This window comes from Enterobacter sp. 301B (genome assembly GCF_003850715.1).
In the GTDB taxonomy this organism is placed as follows: Bacteria; Pseudomonadota; Gammaproteobacteria; order Enterobacterales; family Enterobacteriaceae; genus Enterobacter; species Enterobacter intestinihominis.
Window position 1 is genome coordinate 68,688 of the sequence record NZ_PQTC01000005.1, and the last position, 19,972, is coordinate 88,659.

The 19,972-nt window shown below is 53.8% G+C and carries 17 protein-coding genes and 1 pseudogene; 11 read left to right on the plus strand and 7 right to left on the minus strand.

Going from position 1 to position 19,972, the window contains the following annotated elements; genetic code table 11:
- Entirely contained in the window at positions 1 to 3,156 is a 3,156-nt protein-coding gene (locus C3451_RS07240; protein WP_124304272.1) for an efflux RND transporter permease subunit, read from the plus strand.
- Here C3451_RS07240 and C3451_RS07245 read toward each other — a convergent pair.
- Positions 3,086 to 4,207 carry a YbdK family carboxylate-amine ligase gene (locus C3451_RS07245; RefSeq protein WP_022647338.1) on the minus strand — a complete coding sequence of 374 codons (1,122 nt, stop codon included), beginning with the start codon at positions 4,205 to 4,207 and terminating at the stop codon, positions 3,086 to 3,088. The two genes, C3451_RS07240 and C3451_RS07245, sit on opposite strands and share 71 nt — an antisense overlap.
- A gap of 105 nt (positions 4,208 to 4,312) precedes the next feature.
- Between C3451_RS07245 and C3451_RS07250 the strand changes: the two genes are divergently transcribed.
- The 8 genes and pseudogenes from C3451_RS07250 (at position 4,313) to C3451_RS07290 (ending at position 14,509) form a co-directional block, all read left to right on the plus strand.
- Entirely contained in the window at positions 4,313 to 5,203 is an 891-nt protein-coding gene (locus tag C3451_RS07250; RefSeq protein ID WP_045623546.1) for an oxidoreductase, read from the plus strand.
- Positions 5,204 to 5,319: 116 nt separating this feature from the next.
- Positions 5,320 to 5,757: a DUF1795 domain-containing protein gene (locus C3451_RS07255; RefSeq protein WP_045623544.1), complete on the plus strand. Its 438-nt coding sequence runs from the start codon at positions 5,320 to 5,322 to the stop codon at positions 5,755 to 5,757.
- A 17-nt stretch (positions 5,758 to 5,774) separates the two neighbouring features.
- Positions 5,775 to 10,013, plus strand: a complete 4,239-nt coding sequence (locus tag C3451_RS07260; protein ID WP_240034212.1) for an RHS repeat-associated core domain-containing protein — start codon at positions 5,775 to 5,777, stop codon at positions 10,011 to 10,013.
- Positions 10,007 to 10,573, plus strand: a complete 567-nt coding sequence (locus C3451_RS07265) for a hypothetical protein (RefSeq protein ID WP_023299519.1) — start codon at positions 10,007 to 10,009, stop codon at positions 10,571 to 10,573. The genes C3451_RS07260 and C3451_RS07265 overlap by 7 nt, the downstream gene beginning before the upstream one ends.
- An 856-nt stretch (positions 10,574 to 11,429) precedes the next feature.
- Positions 11,430 to 11,657: a hypothetical protein gene (locus C3451_RS07270; RefSeq protein ID WP_124304273.1), complete on the plus strand. Its 228-nt coding sequence runs from the start codon at positions 11,430 to 11,432 to the stop codon at positions 11,655 to 11,657.
- A gap of 631 nt (positions 11,658 to 12,288) precedes the next feature.
- Positions 12,289 to 13,139, plus strand: a pseudogene (locus tag C3451_RS24495) (RHS repeat-associated core domain-containing protein); the annotation flags it as partial.
- 374 nt (positions 13,140 to 13,513) lie between these two features.
- On the plus strand, positions 13,514 to 13,996 hold the full coding sequence (locus tag C3451_RS07285; protein WP_063139119.1) for an immunity 26/phosphotriesterase HocA family protein: 483 nt from the start codon (positions 13,514 to 13,516) through the stop codon (positions 13,994 to 13,996).
- Positions 13,997 to 14,209: 213 nt separating this feature from the next.
- Entirely contained in the window at positions 14,210 to 14,509 is a 300-nt protein-coding gene (locus C3451_RS07290; protein ID WP_124304274.1) for a hypothetical protein, read from the plus strand.
- 3 nt (positions 14,510 to 14,512) lie between these two features.
- Here the strand turns inward: C3451_RS07290 and C3451_RS07295 are convergent, their stop codons facing one another.
- Positions 14,513 to 14,755, minus strand: a complete 243-nt coding sequence (locus C3451_RS07295; protein WP_124304275.1) for a hypothetical protein — start codon at positions 14,753 to 14,755, stop codon at positions 14,513 to 14,515.
- 258 nt (positions 14,756 to 15,013) lie between these two features.
- Between C3451_RS07295 and C3451_RS07300 the strand changes: the two genes are divergently transcribed.
- The gene (locus tag C3451_RS07300) at positions 15,014 to 15,565 is read left to right on the plus strand and encodes a type IV secretion protein Rhs (RefSeq protein WP_231620448.1); all 552 of its coding nucleotides are present in this window, start codon (positions 15,014 to 15,016) and stop codon (positions 15,563 to 15,565) included.
- Between the two features lie 267 nt (positions 15,566 to 15,832).
- On the opposite strand, the gene C3451_RS07305 is transcribed toward C3451_RS07300, so the two are convergent.
- The 4 genes from C3451_RS07305 to C3451_RS07320 all read right to left on the minus strand — a co-directional run bounded on the left by C3451_RS07305 (position 15,833) and on the right by C3451_RS07320 (position 17,847).
- Complete coding sequence (locus tag C3451_RS07305) at positions 15,833 to 16,252, minus strand: helix-turn-helix domain-containing protein (RefSeq protein ID WP_045623284.1); 420 nt, start codon at positions 16,250 to 16,252, stop codon at positions 15,833 to 15,835.
- Positions 16,249 to 16,560, minus strand: coding sequence for a type II toxin-antitoxin system HigB family toxin (locus C3451_RS07310; RefSeq protein ID WP_045623285.1), 312 nt, complete (start codon positions 16,558 to 16,560; stop codon positions 16,249 to 16,251). The genes C3451_RS07305 and C3451_RS07310 overlap by 4 nt, the downstream gene beginning before the upstream one ends.
- A 220-nt stretch (positions 16,561 to 16,780) precedes the next feature.
- Positions 16,781 to 17,191 (minus strand): ASCH domain-containing protein, encoded by a 411-nt coding sequence (locus C3451_RS07315; protein WP_023299534.1) that lies wholly within the window; start codon positions 17,189 to 17,191, stop codon positions 16,781 to 16,783.
- 200 nt (positions 17,192 to 17,391) lie between these two features.
- The gene (locus tag C3451_RS07320; RefSeq protein WP_023305643.1) at positions 17,392 to 17,847 is read right to left on the minus strand and encodes a hypothetical protein; all 456 of its coding nucleotides are present in this window, start codon (positions 17,845 to 17,847) and stop codon (positions 17,392 to 17,394) included.
- Between the two features lie 703 nt (positions 17,848 to 18,550).
- On the opposite strand from C3451_RS07320, the gene cspA reads away from it, so the two are divergent.
- Positions 18,551 to 18,763, plus strand: coding sequence for an RNA chaperone/antiterminator CspA (gene cspA / locus C3451_RS07330; protein WP_022647355.1), 213 nt, complete (start codon positions 18,551 to 18,553; stop codon positions 18,761 to 18,763).
- Between the two features lie 226 nt (positions 18,764 to 18,989).
- Here cspA and C3451_RS07335 read toward each other — a convergent pair whose 3' ends face one another.
- Entirely contained in the window at positions 18,990 to 19,886 is an 897-nt protein-coding gene (locus C3451_RS07335) for a LysR family transcriptional regulator (protein WP_045623287.1), read from the minus strand.
- Positions 19,887 to 19,972: the final 86 nt, after the last annotated feature.

Below are 19,972 nucleotides of genomic sequence, written 5' to 3' on the forward strand. Positions count from 1 at the left end.
ATGCTGACGTTTTTCATCAAACGCCCGCGCTTTGCGATGGTGATTGCGCTGGTCATCACCCTGCTGGGGGCCATCGCGCTGAGGATTATTCCGGTGGAGCAGTACCCGCAGATCACACCGCCGGTCGTGAATGTGTCAGCGTCATGGCCGGGCGCCAGCTCGGCTGACGTGGCGGAGGCCATCGCCACGCCGCTGGAGACGCAGCTGAACGGGGTGGATCATATGCTCTATATGGAGTCCACCAGTTCGGATGAGGGCTCTTACAGCCTGAACATCACCTTTGCGGCGGGCACCGATCCGGATCTCGCCGCCATCGACGTGCAGAACCGCGTGGCGCAGGCCGTGGCGCAGCTGCCGACCGAGGCACAGCAAAACGGCGTGCAGGTGCGCAAGCGCGCCACCAACCTGATGATGGGGGTAAGCCTTTACTCACCAAATAACACTCACACGCCGCTGTTCGTCAGCAACTACGCCAGCACCCAGGTGCGCGAGGCGCTGTCGCGACTGCCGGGCGTCGGGCAGGTACAGATGTTTGGCGCGCGCGACTACAGCATGCGCATCTGGCTGCGTCCGGACCGCATGAATGCCCTGAACGTGACCAGCGATGACGTGGCGCAGGCGCTGCGCGAGCAGAACGTGCAGGGGGCGGCAGGCCAAGTCGGCACGCCGCCGGTGTTTAACGGCCAGCAGCAGACGCTAACCATCAACGGGCTAGGGCGCTTAAACCAGGCCGACGACTTTGCCAACATCATTATCCGCACCGGGGAGATGGGCCAGCTGGTGCGCCTGAAGGACGTCGCCACCATTGAGCTTGGCTCGCGCAGCTACAGCTCGGGCGCGCAGCTGAACGGGCATGACTCCGCCTACCTTGGCATCTACCCGACGCCGTCCGCTAACGCCCTGCGCGTGGCCGATGCGGTGCGCGCGGAGCTGGAACGGTTATCCACGCGCTTCCCGGACGATCTGGTCTATGAAGTCAAATTCGACACCACCTCGTTTGTGGCCGCTACCATCAAAGAGATTGGCGTCTCGCTGGTGCTGACGATGCTGGCGGTGGTGGTCGTGGTGTCCCTGTTCCTGCAAAGCTGGCGCGCGACGCTGATTATCGCCCTTGCCATTCCGGTGTCGCTGGTGGGCACCTTTGCGGTGCTCTACGCGCTCGGCTACTCCGCGAACACGCTCAGTCTGTTCGCCATCATTCTGGCGCTGACCATGGTGGTGGATGACGCCATCGTGGTAGTGGAGAGTGTCGAAACGCTGATGGCGGAAGGGCAGAGCCGCACGGCGGCGACCGCGCTGGCGCTGCGTCAGATTGCCGGGCCGGTGATTGCCACCACGCTGGTGCTGCTGGCGGTGTTTGTACCGGTGGCGCTCCTGCCGGGGATCGTGGGCGAGCTGTACCGCCAGTTCGCGGTGACGCTCTCGACCGCCGTCACGCTCTCAAGCCTCGTGGCGCTGACCCTGACGCCCGCGCTCTGCGCGATGCTGCTGCGCCCGCGTCCGGCACAGCCCGCCGCCGTTTTCCGTGGGTTCAACCGCGGGCTGGACGCCACGCGCACGCTTTACACCCGGATCGTGAGCGTGTTCAACCTCCGTCCGTGGCTGGCGCTGCTGGCCACCGCAGGCGCGGCGGCGGTGGTGGTATTCAGCTTTATGTCGATGCCAAAGGGCTTCCTGCCCCAGGAGGATCAGGGCTACTTCTTTGCCAGCGTCCAGCTGCCGGAGGCAGCCTCGCTGGAGCGCACCGAAGCGGTGATGACCACCGCGCGCGAGCTGATCGCTAAAAACCCGGCGGTGGAAGACGTGATTCAGGTCTCCGGGTTTAACATCCTCAACGGCACCAGCGCATCGAACGGCGGGTTTATCTCCATCATGCTCAAAGACTGGAGCGAGCGTCCGCCGCTGGATGAGGTGATGGGCACCCTTCAGCGCCAGCTGCTGGCCCTGCCGGAAGCCACCATCATGACCTTTGCACCGCCGACGCTGCCGGGGCTGGGCAACGCCTCCGGCTTCGATCTGCGCATTCAGGCACAGGCGGGGCAAAGCCCGGCGGAGCTGGAGCGCGTAACTCGCGAGGTGCTGGCGAAAGCCAACCAGCACCCGCAGCTGAGCCGCGTGTTCACCACCTGGAGCAGCAACGTGCCGCAGATGACGCTCACCGTTGACCGTGAGCGCGCGGCCCGCCTCGACGTGCCGGTGTCGCGCATCTTCAGCAGCCTGCAAACCGCCTTTGGCGGCACGCGCGCCGGGGATTTCAGCGTCAACAACCGCGTCTACCACGTGGTGATGCAGAACGAGATGCAGTGGCGCGAGCGCGCAGAGCAAATCAGCGAGCTGTTCGTGCGCAGCAACAGCGGCGAGCGGGTGCGTCTGAGCAACCTCGTCACCATCACGCCGACCGTCGGCGCGCCATTTATTCAGCAGTACAACCAGTTCCCGTCGGTATCGGTGAGCGGCTCGGCAGCGGAAGGGGTGAGCAGCAGCACCGCAAGGGCGGCGATGGGCGAGATTCTGGCGGAAAACCTGCCAGCCGGGTACGACTACGCCTGGAGCGGCATGTCGTATCAGGAGCAGCAGACCGGGAATCAGGCGATATGGATTGTGCTGGCGGCGGTGGTGATGGCGTGGCTGTTCCTCGTCGCCCAGTATGAGAGCTGGACGCTGCCGGCGAGCGTGATGCTCTCGGTGCTGTTCGCCATCGGCGGAGCGCTGGTCTGGCTGTGGCTGGCAGGCTATGCCAACGACGTGTACGTGCAGATTGGTCTGGTGCTATTGATAGCCCTCGCCGCCAAGAACGCGATCCTGATCGTGGAGTTTGCCCGCGCCCGGCGTATGGACGGAATGGCGATTGTCGATGCCGCGCGGGAAGGGGCATCGCGCCGCTTCCGCGCGGTAATGATGACCGCCGTGTCGTTCATCATAGGCGTCCTGCCGATGATGCTGGCGACCGGGGCGGGTGCCCAGAGCCGCCGTATCATTGGCACCACGGTGTTCAGCGGCATGCTGGTAGCCACCGTGGTGGGGATAGTGTTCATCCCGGCGCTGTTCGTGCTGTTCCAGCGCCTTCGCGAATGGGGGCACGGCCTTACGGACTCGTCGCCCACAGCTCACAGTGCTTCTGCACCAGAGAAATCAGCGAGCCGCCATCGGCGATAAAGTCCCGCATGCGCTGCGCCTCGCTCTTGCCCTGCTTTAACAGCAGGGCAATTTCCTTGATGGCGCTCGTCGCGCCGAGTTTCTCGGCCGACGGTGCAACCTGCTCCAGCAGCCAGGCGATATCCTCCGCCACGGTTTTGTGCTCGCCGGTATGCACGTCCGTCAGAATGCCTTCCAGCCCGTAGCGACAGGCCTGAAAACGGTTAAAACGGTACAACAGAAAATCCCGTTCCTGATGCTTATAGGGCCGCGCAGTCAGCAGCCAGTGCGACGTCGCCTGAATAAGCCCGGCGATGTTAATGGCGTGACCGAGCGTCAGCGGCGTATCCATCACCCGCACCTCCACGGTGCCAAAGTGCGGGCTGGGGCGGATGTCCCAGTGCAGATCCTTAATGCTGTCGATCATGCTGGTGGAACTCAGGCGGCGGAACAGCCCCTCGAACTCCTGCCAGCTGTTGACCCACGGCATCTGGCCGTTATCCGGGAACCCGGAAAATATGTTGAGCCGCGACGAGGAAAACTTGGTGTCCGTGCCCTGCATATAAGGCGACGACGCGGCGAGGGCGATAAAGTGCGGCACGAAGCGCGACAGGCCGTGCAGCAGGTAAATCGCGTCGTCCCCGTTTCGGCATCCCACGTGCACGTGCTGGCCGAACACCGTCGCCTGCAAAATCAGATAGCCAAAGCGCTCCAGCGTGACGTTATAGCGCTCGTCGTCACACACCTCCTGCCGCTGCCATTTCTGGAATGGGTGCGTGCCGCCGCCACAGATCTGGATGTGCTGCTCCGACGCCGCCCGCAGGATGCTCTGCTGCATCACGGAGAACTGGGCCGCCGCCTGGTCGATGGTCTGGCATACGCCGGTGGCGATTTCGAGCATGCTTTCGGTGATGTCGTGTTTGACTTCGCCCCCTTTGATGTCGTCTTTGACGGCGGCGATGAGGGCAGAGGAGTCCTGGCTCAGATCGTAACCCGGCGGGTTAACCACCTGGAGTTCGAGCTCAATGCCGAGGGTATAAGGTTCAGAGGACTTGAAATCGGGTAAGGGCATGGCGCACTCCGTTGTCTGTTATGTGTTGAGTATAGACAATGGGCGTGGCGCGCTCTTTTCAGGGTGGTATAACTGATAGCAGGCTTAGCAAAAGGGGAGTGACCCATGTCTGACTATCCAACCATTGCGCTGATTGGTCCCGGTGCGATTGGCACCACCATTGCCGCGGTGCTGCATGACGCGGGCCGTACGCCGCTGCTGTGCGGTCGCACCGCGCATCCGGTATTACGCCTGCGTCACGATGAGGATGAAACTGTGGTGCCCGGTCCGGTACTCACTGATCCCACCGTCATTACGCGCCCCGTAGACCTCGTTTTTGTGGCGGTAAAAACGACGCAAAATGCCGACAGCGCCGGGTGGCTGCGCGCCCTGTGCGATGAAAACACCGTGGTCTGCGCGCTGCAAAACGGCGTGGAGCAGAAAGCCCAGCTTGCGCCTTTGGTCAACGGCGCAACGGTGCTGCCGTCGGTGGTCTGGTTCCCGGCGCAGCGCGAGCCGGACGCCTCCGTCTGGCTGCGGGCAAAACCGCGTCTGACGCTACCGGACGTGCCGCAGGCGCAGCGGGTGGTCGAGACGCTTCGCGGTACGCGCTGTGATGTTGAGCTCTCGACAGATTTCACCACCGTCGCCTGGCGCAAGCTGCTGCAAAACGCGGTCGCCGGGCTGATGGTGCTGGCCAACCGCCGCGCCGGGATGTTCAGACGCGAGGATATCAGCGAGCTGGCCCTGGCCTACCTGCGCGAGGGGCTTGCCGTCGCCCGCGCCGAAGGGGCGAAGCTGGACGATGCGGTGGCCCAGGAGATTCTGGCGAACTTCCAGCGTGCGCCCGAGGATTTAGGCACGTCGATCCTTGCCGACCGTCAGGCCGAACGCCCGATGGAGTGGGATATTCGTAACGGCGTGATCCAGCGCTATGGCCGCAGGCATGGTATTGCGGTGCCCATCAGCGACGTGGTGGTGCCGCTGCTGGCGGCGGGGAGCGAGGGGCCGGGCTAACGGCCGCTGTTTTTCCGTTCGGCGAGCGTGACGGTGGAGCAATAATCTGGGGATAGTCAGCCTTAAACACATATGCAAACTTACCGCTTCTGAAAAAATGTGGTGGGACCCGCTCAATGTCAGAACCATCTTCGCAGTGCCTGTTTAATGAAGGAATGATTGCTTTTCCTGAGGGCTATCAGGACCGTACCGTCAATGTCTTCGCGCCGCCTGCAGCGGATGCGCCCGCGTTCAACATTTCCCGCGATGCCCTCAACCCCGGCGAAGCGCTTGCCGCGTATATCGATCGCCAGCTCGCCCTGATGGCAAAGCACATCAAGGGCTGGAAGCAGGGTGAGCGCAGCGCCGCGACGCTGGGCGACAGCCTTTTACAGGGGGAAACCGTCCATGCCAGCTACCTGCGCGACGGGAAACGCATCTGGCAGCAGCAGGCCGTGTTTAACGTCGACGGCGATAAAATCCTGGTGTTCACTATGACCTGCACCCGCGCGCCGGGCGATGCCGACGTCGTGCTGTTTGGCGATCTTCTCAGGAGCTTCCGCTTCCACCATTAACTTCAGGGACCGTTGTTATGTTTGAAGCAGCACGCGTTGGTGATGATATCGGCCACTCCGGTGCGCTGGCCGGGATGATTGCCGGAACGATTGTCGGTGGCCTGATTGCCGCAGCCGGGGGCATTCTGGCGGGGGCCATGTTTATTGCCGGTCTCGGCGCATCCTGTCTTGGCGTGGGCGTCCTGCTCGTCGGCGCCAGCCTGGCCGTGGGATATTACACCGGGGAGCTGGCGACTGCCGCCAGGGACAGCATCGCCGACGCCGGGGCATCCAGCATGACGAAGAAAGGCGTCATCACCTCCGGCTCGCCCAACGTGTTTATCAACGGTAAACCCGCCGCGCTTGCCACCGATAGCACCGTCGACTGTTCTGACGACGGCTCGCAGCAGATGGCCGAAGGCTCTAAGCGTGTCTCCATTAACAGCCAGCCAGCGTCCCGCATCGGGGATCGCACCACCTGCGACGCGAAGGTGATGACCGGTTCGGACAACGTCATTATCGGCGGCGATCCGCAGCAAACCCTCCCCATTCAGTCTGAAGTGCCCGAGTGGCTCTATAAGGTCTCCGATCTTACCCTGCTGTTCGCCGGGCTTCTCGGCGGCTGGGGCGGCGCCGCTGGCAAAGTCGGGGCGCTCTCTAAGCTGCTGGGCAAAATCCCCGGCATCAACAAGCTGGCCCGTATCGCCTGTCGCGCCGGCACGCTGATGACCGGCGTGGCGGCCGCGGGGATCATCGCCCGCCCGGTGGATATCGTCAGCGGACAGAAGTTTCTCAGCGGGGATGATGAGCTGGACTTCGTCCTGCCTTCCCGTCTTCCGGTGCGCTGGCAGCGCTACTGGCGCAGCGGCAATCCCGGCGACAGCGTGCTGGGCCGCGGATGGAGCCTGTTCTGGGAAAGCCGCCTGGAGCCTTATCAGGACGGCCTGGTGTGGCGCGCACCGTCCGGCGATTACGTCGCCTTCCCGAAGGTCCCGAAAGGGATGCGCTCCTACTGCGAAAGCGAAAAAAACTGGCTTGAACATCACCAGGACGACAGCTGGTCGGTGTATGACGTCAGCGGCGAGCGCTGGCACTATGCGCCGCTGCGGGATGATGCCCCGTCGCTGCTCCAGCGCCTCTCCGAACCCTGCGGCAACGATATCCTCTTTGAGTGGAATGCGAATAATACCCTGCATGCCCTGACCGACTGTGCGGGCCAGCGCGTGGTCTGCCGCTACGACCGCGACAGGCTCGTTGGCGCCTGGCTGGATGACGAGATCTGCCTGGTCAGTTACGCTTATGATGAACAGCGCCAGCTGGTCTCCGTGACCGGCCGGGGCGGTAGCGTGCGCCGACGCTTCAGCTGGCAGGACGGGCTGATGAGCGCTCATGAGGACGCCAACGGCCTGCTGAGCGAATACCGCTGGCGGGAGATTGACGGCCTGCCGCGCGTGGTCGGCTTCCGCCATAGCGGCGGCGAACGGCTGACGTTCGAATACGATTTTGAGAACGGCACCCGCCGCGCGACCCGCGAAGACGGCGCGCAGGCGCACTGGCTGGTGGATGACGACGACAACGTCGCGCGCTTCACGGATTACGACGGTCGCCAGACGACGTTTGTCTACCGCGACGGCGAGCTCTGCCACGTCATTCTGCCGGGCGGGGCGATGCGCCGCAGCACGTGGGACAAATACGGCCGCATGACCAGCGAGACGGACCCGGCGGGCCGCCGCACGGAGTATCACTGGCATCGCCTGACCGACCGCATCACCCGCACGGTTTACCCGGACGGTACCTCATCGCAGGCCATGTACGACCTTCGCGGTCGCCTGCTGTCGGAGACGGATCCGGCCGGTAGCACCACCGCGTATCGCTATCCCGATGATGAAGAATTCCTCCCGGAGAGCATCACCGACGCCATCGGCGGCGTGGTGCGCCTGGTCTGGAACCACCAGGGGCTGCTGACGCAGCGCACCGACTGCTCCGGCAGCGTCACCCGCTTCACCTACGACCGCTTCGGGCAGCTGATTGCCAGCGAAGATGCAGAAGGGAATATCACGCGGCGGGAGTGGAGCCGTGCCGGGCTGCTCAGCGCCGTGATCCATCCGGACGGTAGCCGCGAGTCGCTGGTGTGGAACGAACGCGGCCAGCTCACGGGCTGGCGCGACCCGCTGGAAAGCGAGGTGAGCTGGGCCTATAACGCGCTCGGCCTCCCGGTCAGCCTCACCGACCGTATTGGCCGCGTGCGCCAGTGGCGCTACGACCCGCGCGGTAACCTGCTGCGACTCGATAACGGCAACGGGGCGGAATACCGCTTCACCTATGACGCCGTGGGCCGCCCGCTCAGCGAAACGCGCCCGGACGAGACCGTGCGCCATATGGAATGGGACGCGCGAGGGTTCCTCTGCGCGCTCGAAGAAAACGGCCGGCCTGCCGCCGACGGCGGTATCGCCCGTCGCGTCCAGCAGTTCAGCTATGACGACAGCGGGCTGCTGATCGGGCGCACTCAGCGCCACGCGGAGTACCGCTACTTCCGCGACCTGAGCGGCCAGATTACCCGCATTCGCCGCACGCCGACGGCCGAAGGCGTTGCCCTGGGTATCGAAAGCGATGAGATCGCTTACCGCCACGACGCCGCCGGGCGCGTGCTGAGCGAGTCCGGCATTAACGGCGCGGTGGGCTACGAATGGGATGCCCTGAGCAACCTGACCGGCCTGACGCTGCCCGGCGGGCAAAAGCTGGCCTGGCTGCACTACGGCTCCGGCCACGTCAGCGCCATCCGCTTCGGGCAGCAGCTGGTGACCGAGTTCACCCGCGACCGCCTGCACCGGGAAGTGCGCCGCACCCAGGGCGCGCGCGAGCAGCTCCGCCAGTATGACAGCCTCGGCAGACGCACCCTGCAGCGCAGCGAGCTAAGCACGGACGTGACCCTGCCGGAGCAGGCGCTACTGGAACGCCTGTATCGTTACACCGCACGCGGCGAGCTTTCCGGCGTCAGCGACACCCTGCGCGGTGAGGTGGATTACGGCTACGACGCCGAAGGGCGTCTGCTGAAGCACTACGAGGCCCGACAGGGACACAGCCGCGCGCAGTTCAGCTACGACGCCGCGGATAACCTCGCCGCCAGTGACGCTGCGGCACCGGTCACGGATAACCGCCTGCAGCACTGGCAGGCGCTGTTTATGAAATACGACCACTGGGGCAACCTGGTCAGCCGCCGCAACGGGCTGTATAAACAGCATTACGCGTATGACGCCGAGAACCGGCTGGTATCCGCCCGGGGAACCGGGCCGGAAGGGCGGTTTGAGGCGCGCTATCACTACGACGCGCTGGGCCGCCGTACGCGCAAAATCGTCACCACGACGCACGGCACCACCGACACCCGCTTCCTGTGGCAGGGCTACCGCCTGTTGCAGGAGCAGCAGGAGAGCGGGCTGCGCAGCACCTATGTATACGACCCGAATGAAGCCTGGAGCCCGCTGGCGCGTGTGGATCACCTTCGTGACCAGAGCAGCGGTGAGATTTACTGGTTCAATACCGATCTGAACGGTGCTCCGCTGGAGGTCACAGACGAGCGCGGCGCGGTGCGCTGGAGCGGCCAGTACGGCAGCTTTGGCGAGGTGCGCCATCAGAGCGAAGGGTTCTCACGGCTTGTGAATCGCTCGGCGATGGCACACCAGCCGCTTCGCTATGCCGGGCAGTACGCTGACGGTGAAACGGGGCTGCACTATAACCTGTTCCGCTACTACGACCCGCAGGTCGGGCGGTTTATTGTGCAGGATCCGATTGGGCTGAATGGTGGGTGGAACCTTTATCAGTATGCGCCGAATCCGTTGGGGTGGATTGATCCGCTGGGTTTAATAAACGAATTTGGAATCGCAGGCTATGGAAGCCCCGTCCATGCAAAAGACGGTTTAACTGCACATGAGTTATTACAAAATGCTTGGCTAAGAAATAATGGCATAATAAAAGGTAGAATGTCTGGTATTGCATCTACCAACCCAGCGATAGCTTTGCAAGAAAACGCTATGCATAAAACCATATCCAAATTACAGGCCAAATATGGATTGCATAATCCTAATGTACTAAAAAACCAGTCCGCATTGCAGAATATCAACAGGAATACTGCAATTACTCGAAGAGGTATTTACGAAGACTTGGTGAATAACAGAGGTTGGGAACGTCAAAACGCTAAGGAATTTGCCACAGAAACGGCAATGAAACTTAGAGAAGAGTCTATTGGGTTTGCCAGAAAAAATGGGTTGACAAAATGTTAAAATCTAATCTTATCGCTAAAATAAGTACCCTGCCTGATGGTAATGTCATTGGGCGGATTGGTGGAAATATCCCTGAATTCTTTTTAGATAAACTAGATATTGTGCGGGGTTATAAGTTTTATTTGACAGTTCAGAATCCTGATGAGGCACATGAGTATATTACGATACTTACTCCTGAACGATATGATGATATGATTGATAAAAACATCTACCCTAATTGTTCAGTAAAAATTTTTACGCACACGCATTCTGATGAAAGCAATAATGATGCATTTACGATAAAACACATTAATAAGGCAGTTATCGTTGGGTATGATAAGGTTGAAAGTGAAGAGTTTGACTTTATCACTAAAACCGAAGAGGCAAGATTAATACAATCGGAAGATTATTATTTTGATGCTTTGCAAAAAGATGGTTATGAATTTTTCATGCAGATAGATGAAGATTATTATCCAGATGCATTGCTTGATGGTGATTACATCTTTGGTTACGGTGCTTTGTATTTGTATAAAAACATATCTGGCGGGAATATCATAGCTGGTTTTTGGCAGTACTCGTAAAGATAAATGATTAATAAAAGCCGGATTAATATTAATTATTTCCGGCTTATATGATATTGATGGTTTTTTATTCTGAATGCTTTTTTTCTTATTTTTTTAATTGCTTTTATAAAATTTCTTTAAATTAATCATGGTGTTAATATCATGTCTCAGAAAAATATATTTTTTTATAATTTAATAATTGCTCGCCCGTGTTTAAGATTCTATCTCCGCCAAAATGTTAATATTTTAAGATGCATAGTTTTAACTGGTTAAGTTTGTAATTCTATAGACACGGCGGTATATCGTTGACATGAATGTAAAGGCACCAGAAAAAATATGATATGATTTACGGTCGTGATGCTTTAATAATATCTAGCACTGAGTTAAGATTTTATTCCTTTAGCTTTTTGGTAAAAGCTTCTTTAGGTTTATCTGCTACCAGGTAGGCGTAATCCTAATTATAAAAATCATTGGCTTGAGCATCCCGACGGCCACCCGGATGCTAGTCAAACTGGTATGTCTGAGCATCATTCTAATGGTCATATGCATGCGATTGACCCTAAAGGTAATGAGGTGATTTTTACATGGTAAATAATATGCCTGAGCAATTAATTAAATTTCCTATTCCGAATGGATAGTTCAATCAGGTCATTTCAAAACTGATTTACCATCGGAGGCTTATTGTATTTGCTATCAATATAATATAGATAGTAATGGATATGGTCCTTATGATTTTTTAACTGAAAAATCGAAGGGGCTATTGTCCTCTTTATTTACTAATCTTATGTGTTTTAATAAAGAGGGGCAAAATCTTGATGCTTGCTCAGCCCTAAGTAGAAAAGGGCTTTATTTTTATGGCAACAATAATGAATAAGTGAATAAGCAACTGACGGAGTATCGCAAGATGCTTCTGAAAAATAAGTTAAGAACTAATAAAGGATTACCTGAAGAGAATTTCCCTGAGAAACCTGAACTACTTAATCTTTATGATGATTATGGTGGTGCTGATGTAAGTGTAATAAATTCTTTAATAAAAAAGGTTATCAATTTCTTTTTTAAAGGTTTTTTACTCCTGTCGCTGGGGGAGTGTAATTGTTTTTGATGGAAATATATGGGGTAAAGCTGTTGAATATTGTAAGAAAAATGGAATTAGTTTTCAAGAGGTTGATTCAGTTGATAATCTGAAAGAATGGTAAGGTTGTTTTTTATAAATTGGCTAACTTAATAATAAAAAAGGACTGGAAAGATCTTCTTATCTTTCAAGTCCTTTTTTATTATTCTAATTTTGGGGAAGTTTTACACCATATGTCTAGTCAGATTATGTTACTTGGATAGCTCCTGCATATCATAATTATCCGCTATCAGAAAATATAGCTGTTCGAAATATTCATGGTGACGCTGCGCCCGGTCTCAAATCCCTTCTCTGCGAGTCAGTTGCTCATGAGGGGGCAAGTTGGGCTTGCGTGTATGTCCGGCAGAGATTTTGGTTTACGGTTGGAATAGGTAATGCCGACAAAGTCGACCTTAAAAAGCAGGATACTTTGAGTAAGTTTTTTCTATTTAACCTACTTTTTAGAAAGTAACATAAGTATCGTGCAGATAGCTTAATTTATCAGGGTGTGGCGGTAGCATGATTGTCTTATGCAAACCGCTACGTCTGCGATCTGAGCGGCCAGATTACCCGCATCCGCCGCACGCCAACCGCCGAAGGCGTTGCCCTGGGTATTGAAAGCGATGAGGTTGCTTACCGTCATGACGCCGCCGGGCGTCTGCTGAGCACTACGAGGCCCGACAGGGGCACAGCCGCGCGCAGTTCAGCTATGACGCCGCGGATAACCTCGCCGCCAGTGACGATGCGGCACCGGTCACGGATAACCGCCTGCAGCACTGGCAGGCGCTGTTTATGAAATACGACCACTGGGGCAACCTGGTCAGCCCCCGCAACGGGCTGTATGAACAGCATTATGCGTATGACGCCGAGAACCGTCTGGTATCCGCCCGGGGAACCGGGCCGGAAGGGCGGTTTGAGGCGCGCTACCACTACGACGCGCTGGGCCGCCGTACGCGCAAAATCGTCACCACGACGCACGGCACCACCAACACCCGCTTCCTGTGGCAGGGCTACCGCCTGTTGCAGGAGCAGCAGGAGAGCGGGCTGCGCAGCACCTATGTATACGACCCGAATGAAGCCTGGAGCCCGCTGGCGCGGGTGGATCACCTTCGTGACCAGAGCAACGGTGAGATTTACTGGTTCAACACCGATCTGAACGGCGCGCCGCTGGAGGTCACAGACGAGCGCGGCGCGGTGCGCTGGAGCGGCCAGTACGGCAGCTTTGGCGAAGTGCGCCATCAGAGCGAAGGGTTCTCACGGGTTGTGAATCGCACAGCGATGGCACACCAGCCGCTTCGCTATGCCGGGCAGTACGCTGACGGTGAGACGGGACTGCACTATAACCTGTTCCGCTACTACGACCCGCAGGTCGGGCGGTTTATTGTGCAGGATCCGATTGGGCTGAATGGCGGGTGGAACCTTTATCAGTATGCGCCGAACCCGTTGGGGTGGATTGATCCCCTTGGATTAACGGCCTTAGATACTACAGGATATAACGTTTATGGATTATTTGATCCGGGAGCATCAAAACCTTATTACGTTGGTATAACTGATGATCTTCTCAGGAGAGCGGGAGAACATAGGGATTCTGGGCGATTAACTCCGGGTGCTCAGTTGCTTCCTTTAGATGAGAATGTGACCTATGCACAAGCTAGAGGTTACGAATAATATTATATAGAGGAATATAAAACTCGTACCGGAACTATAGGTGAAGATATTTCTGCGACTAATCGCGGGAATAAATACAATTCATTTGACCATAGACGTACAGACGGAAGAGGACAGGCTTTTGAAGCAGAATACAGCATCAAGAAAAATGGTTCAGGCAGAAAAGGAAAGAGGTGCGGATGAGTAATTTTAAATTTTGGGCATGGGAGAAAAAACCAAGAACCATGCTTCGCTATGTTAAGCCTGGCGATGTATTTTGTTTCAAGGTTGATGGAGGGATGTATCGTTTTGGCCGTATTATGTCATTAATGTCAGTAGGGCATATAGCTGAAATTTTTGATATTTTATCTGATACACCTAAAATAACCGAGGGTGAAATTGAGAATGCTAAAAGAATCATTTCGCCACTGATTATAGATACCTATTCTCTACTGGATAAGAAAATTGAACCAGAAAGTGATTGGAGAATAATTGGACACCAAGATAATTATTCCCCCGATAATGTTGATGATGTTTATTTTGCATTCGGTATTGGTGACTCTTGCAAAAAGAAAGATTTTTACGGGAATGTTTTTCCAATCGACGAAAAAGAATGGAATGATCTTCCTAAACTTTCACCGAAAAGTAATTTTGATATAAAGAATATATTAAGAAAAGTTTAGGTTTGAAACCGGGAGGTAAAATCTCCCGGTTGGTTTATGATTAATTAATACTTGGTGGTTTAATAAATGAACAATGGAGGAATGAGTGAAATATAAAATATATTGGTCTTTAATAGCATTGAATGCATAATTGCCATGAAGAAGCATAATGTGTGATCCTGTAAGTAACGTAATGAACGTCAATAATATTGTGGTGAGTATGCAGTCACTAAAATGACAAAAATAACAGTATCAAAACTTCATAGGAATAAAGTTGAGTTCACCTCACCTTTAGGCAATGGAGTGGCTGTATGGTGTGGTGAACCACCGGAAGTAAGGGGTAGTTATAATGTCGAATTTGATGTAGATGACATTTTTAAATGGGGCTTGAATATTAATGATGTTTGTCAGGATACACCTGAAATCAAGGTGGATGGTGATGGAATGTTATTTGTTTCTCAGGTCATCTCTTATGAGAGTGACGGGGTTTTAACTGTTTTCATTAGGTGGTCAGATCATTTTTTTAGATGTTGAGTCCTACCCAGGTGGTAGTAAATTTGTTTCGTTTTCAACAGCCATAAAAAATATCTCATTGTATCCTTTTGAAGTGTAGACTGAAACTGAGAAGAAATTACTTGTTCCGCTACTAAGACCTACAGGTTGGGCAGTTAATTGTGCAGGATCCGCTTGGGTTGAATGCAGGGTGGAATCTTTTTCAGTATGCACTGTATCCGCTGGGGTGGTTTGCTCTGTGGGGTTATGTAATGGTAATACCGTCATAAGAGCGGTGACGCCTGGAAACGCGAGAGTATGTGAGCGGATAAAAAAATAAGTACTACAGCTTAGCATAAAATAACACCGGCCTAACATATTGCAGGTGCTCTGCATTCGCGTGACTCTTGGATTTCCTCCACCAGAAGCCAGGCATCAGCAGAGAATTTACAAACACCGTTTACTCGAAATGCTGATGCGGCGCATCAGAAAGTTCTAATTTTGGTGAGGCATTTCACGAAACCTTAATATTTTAATAGGTCATTTATGTTAAATGATGTAAAGGAAAAAATAATTGATAATGATTTTGTTAATATTGTTAGAATTAATATGATTTTCAATGATGCCATCAAAACCATGGAGAGGCTCTTAATGACGCTCGATGATGAAATCAGGAAGGAAATATCTTTGCTTCCTGAACAACCAGAAATTGTGGATGACTGGGAACACATTGCGGATGAGTTATCCGATAGTTATAGTTGGGCTGGTTCAAAAATTGACTGGTCAAAGACCAGTGCTCATAGGTCTTTAGAACTACATGGAGACTATAAGGATTGGTTGGTAGATATAAAGAAATTCATTCATGAAACTGATGTTCATGACGTGATTTCAAATAGTGATGAGATTTACTATATAAATGATTCGTCTCTTGATTTTTCTGTCAGATTGAATCCCGCGCAGTTCTTTTTATTTTTTGATGTGGCTATAGAAAATATTCCTCAGCATCATTATTTTTTTGATAGGGAAAATAAATGGTGTCTAGTGATCAGTGCAGAGGGATATATTGACTTCGGTTTCTCATGTTTAGATAAAAAATGATTGAAATGGGAGGTTCATCCTCCCAGGACGTTTAGGTAATGCTTTTGTTTTGATACAAAGAAACCTAGGGGGCGAGAGTCTTGCGATGATGATGTGCCTCTACAATTACCGTAAGGTTTTAGACGCGACATGGCTAGCCTGTTTGCCGTACTGTATGGTGATGCTGATCCATTTCGAGCAGATGGCACAATTGTTGTGCCAACGTTCAACGGCGAACAGAATAGCTGTGTCGCTTTTTACTTAATACCTAATAGAATTCTATCCTCATCAATTCCCCACAAATGCACTTACCTGCACGCCAAAACGCTTCGCCAGCGCGCGCATATGATCCAGCGTTAACGTGCGCTGTCCGTTGAGGATCCGACTCACCAGAGACTTCTTACCTATTTCGTTTTCGAAATCGCTCTGAGTGAGATGGTACTGATCCATCAGCGTTCGCAATAACGCAACGCCTGACGGAATGCTGGCAACACGCGCGTTAAATTCTGCAAACTCCGGAGACTCGTTTTCGTATTTATCGATTTTAGCGGTGAGCATCTCTACCAGCGGACTATCGGGGTCATGCTCAATTAGATACTCCACCAACCCCATAGCATCCTCATAATCTTGTCGCGACGGGCTTGAGCCCAGGAAAGGGAGCTCCCTTGTTAGATCGTTTGCCGCTTTGATGGCTGCTGAAAAGTTCATTCTTTCTTTCTCCGGTAGAGGTCCGTGAGCTTGTCATAATCTGCGTGAGTGCTGGTGTGTTTGATGAAGAGCTTTCCGCGCTCAAAATCAGTAAATAACATTACTCTTAAATACCCGCCACCTACGTCAATGACCCACCATTTTTCCCGGTATTTCATCCTCTCCCGGCTGGGGAAGCGCTTTCGCATGTCGTCTGGTGATGGGTAGTGCTCTCCTTTTAGTACCCAGTAAAGATCTTCCAGAGCGAGTTCTTGAATAGGAAAATGTCTGGTGGCCGCGTCGAAAGGCGCTCTTGAGACTGCGGGCATTTTTGCCCCCTTGTTTCCAGACTGGAAACATTTAAGGTAGTGGTCGGCGGGTTGAGAATGTGGGAACTGTCATGGATTGCAGTTTTCATTTGCTCGTGATAAAGGCGATCATTTAATGAGTGCGAACACTGTAAGAGGTGACTGTGAAAGAAATGTCCACTTTGTGCCAGGAGCGGACATTGTTATTAATAGCAGCAGACGCCAGCCGGACTCTCTCGTCTTACAGCACTTCAACCACTTCAAATTCTTCTGCGATCAACTCCATATCTTTAGAAAAATGACCTTCGCGGGTAAAAAATCGCTGATGCTCATTTCGCCAGTATTGAAGGCTTAAATCGCCTTCACCTTCTTTGCGGGCAAACTCCTCAGTCACATCACAAAAACGCACCAGTCGCATTGAAACCAGCCGGGTCACGCAGACCGGGGCATTCAGGCCATCAAGGATAATGTTATAGCTTCCAATCCTCGGGGCAGACTTTTCTTGCTGGTAAGAGGCAAAGGATCCGCAGGAGGCCGTTTTAATCCCTTTTTTAATCAGGTCCGCAAGCTCGCTGGCCAGTTCCGGGCTGTCTCCCATTTGCCAGGCATCTGCGCCTGGATACTTTACTTTTAATACCTCAACAGTAGCCATTAAGAGCCCTTTTTAATCGTCGATGAAAAATGTCATACAGAGTTTTAACATGAACTTTCCGGACATTAACATTGATGCTTTCCCTCTGCTACTTTGTCCGCTCTTCGCTCTTACCAGACATTCAAAAACAACATTAAATTTTGCGTATGGCCGGGGATCCGCTTCTTACCCAGCAGAACTCCGGCCTCCCATCACCCGCCTCAGTGCGTCGTTATATACGGCTCCTTCACAAACTCTGCCAGCAACCAGACCATATCATGCAGTAGCCCGGTGAGTTCTTTCGCCACGCTCGCAGGCAGTGTCCCGCCCATCACCGCCAGCGTTAATGCCACGGCATAATCCACCTGCAACACCGTTTCCTGCCAGCAGTCCGGCACGCAGGAAGTAATCTTTTCACCTGCAATCAATTGCTCAACCAGATACGACGGAAGCTCTGAGTCACAGCACTCACGCAGCCGCTTCAGCGCGGCCAGCAATCGCTTGCAGAGCGTGGTAAACGTCACTGTGTCGTCAGTTTCCACCAGCACGCTGACATACGCGGCGCAGGTATCAGCCAGCTCGAAAAGATTCGCAAAATCGGAAATTGAAGCGTTGATGAGCTGATGAACAGCGCTTTCTTCAGAGAGCGCATAAGAAAAGTTAGGTGTAGTAGCCATTTAGCATCCTCGTCGTGCAGAAAAGTGTCATGTTATGCTAACGGGTTCCTACGCCCGGTTACGGATGTGCCGCAACGCAGGCACTTTACGACCGTGAAGAAGGGATGAAAAGGGATAACCCTGAATTACATAAGGTTGCTTGCAGGTTTGCGAGGCGGCTTCCAGAAGGGGATTGCCGCGTGGCGGCTACGCCCGACCCGGCCTCCAAAACCACCGCGATACGACCCGTAGGCCCGCGCAAGCGCAGCGCCGCCGGGCACAGTTTGCACTGCGATTACGTCTTACGCAGACCTTTTCATTTTGAGCATCCCTTCTAATAACGTCTGCGTGGCGCGGGAGGATTTTCCCGCCTGTGAACAAAACACCCCAAACTCCCGGCACAGTGAAAGCGTAGACATTTTGTAGTACATGGTAGACCTCAAGCCAGAACGATGTCTGGCACCGCGACCAGCCATCCGGGCGTTTAAATGGTTAAAATAAATAATAATAATCATTGCGCAATAAATTTCGCTGTGTCTTAATAGCGTCATCGGTTTGGAATACAGACCTTATGAAAGCAGTTTTAGTAAAGCAGTCCTCAGTTCAGGTGTTATCAGTAGATACTCCTTCTTCGTGAGCCTCCTCCTAAGTGCCAAATAAGTAACTCTCGAAATACAGGCCATCATCGCCGCGCTTAAGTGGCTCATAAATTAAGGATTTATCTATGTCTAATAAAATGACTGGTTTAGTAAAATGGTTCAACGCAGATAAAGGTTTTGGCTTTATCACCCCTGACGACGGCAGCAAAGATGTATTCGTACATTTCTCTGCAATTCAGAGCGACAACTTCAAAACGCTTGATGAAGGTCAGAAAGTTTCCTTTACCATTGAGAATGGCGCAAAAGGTCCAGCAGCTGGAAACGTTTCTCCACTGTAACCCGCGCTAAATATCAGTGCGGCGTACGATAGCGATGAAGACAATAGTCCGAGCAGTTAAGCTGTACTGATAAAAATTAACCCGCACCTGTGCGGGTTTTTTATTTTTAAAGGGTAATGGTACTGAGTTTTATATGGCAGCCTGCCCATACTCCCTTCAAATTCAGCCTCAAAAACTGCTTCGCAATAAATTGAGCATCAATACAGTCCGCAGTTTCTGAAAAGGTTCATCCCTGCTCCCGTTCCCCCTCGCTCATCATCGCCAGAAACCGTTTCACCGTCCGTGAGCGTTCAAAGCGCCGCCAGCAGAGCGCGATATCGGTATAAAGCTCCGGTGAGCTCAGCGCGTGGTAGGTGACATTCGGCGGAGAAATAGCGGCCATCGATTTCGGCACCAGCGCGAACCCGCCGCCAGCGGAGACCATGCTCAGAGAAGAGGAAAGTTGTGAAGATTGCAGCGTGTGTTGCATATCGACTCCGGCCCGCTCGCAGCTGCCGTAAACGCGGTCATACAGCCCCGGCGCGACCTCCTGGGGGAACAGCACCACCGGTGTATCCCGAAGCTGCTCTAACGCCAGCGAATCGCACGCAGCCAGAGGATGATCGCGATGCAGCGCCACCACCATCGGCTCCCGGTCGAGGATTTTTAGCTCGAACACCTTGCTGCTTTCGCACGGCAGGCGCACAAAGGCGATATCCAGTTCACCCTCCGCCAGCATTGTCGTCAGCGAAGACATATTGGCTTCCACCTGGTGAACCTGCACCGCAATGTTCTGCACCTGAAACTGACGAATCAGCGCGAAAATTTTGGGATGAAAGGCGTCGGAGCTGGTGATGCCAATCGACAGGCTGCCGTTCAGGCCGCGCGCGATGCCCCGGGCTTTCTCCAGCGCAGCGTCGCTCAGCGCCAGGATCTTACAGGCGTCCTCATAGAAGGCTTCTCCCGCCTCGGTCAGCTCCACGCCCCGCGTCAGGCGCCTGAACAGCGGTGTGCCCACTTCCTCCTCAAGCCGTTTAATCTGCTGGCTCAGTGGAGGCTGTGAAATACCCAGCGCTTTGGCCGCCCTGGTGAAGTGTCGCTCGCGTGCAACCGCGACAAAATAGCGCAGATAACGAAGTTCCATATCAAAAACGTCTCAAACCAGCATGGATTCTATATTGGAACTCTCTGCTGAATCGGGTCAACATTTATTTAACCTTTATAAATAAA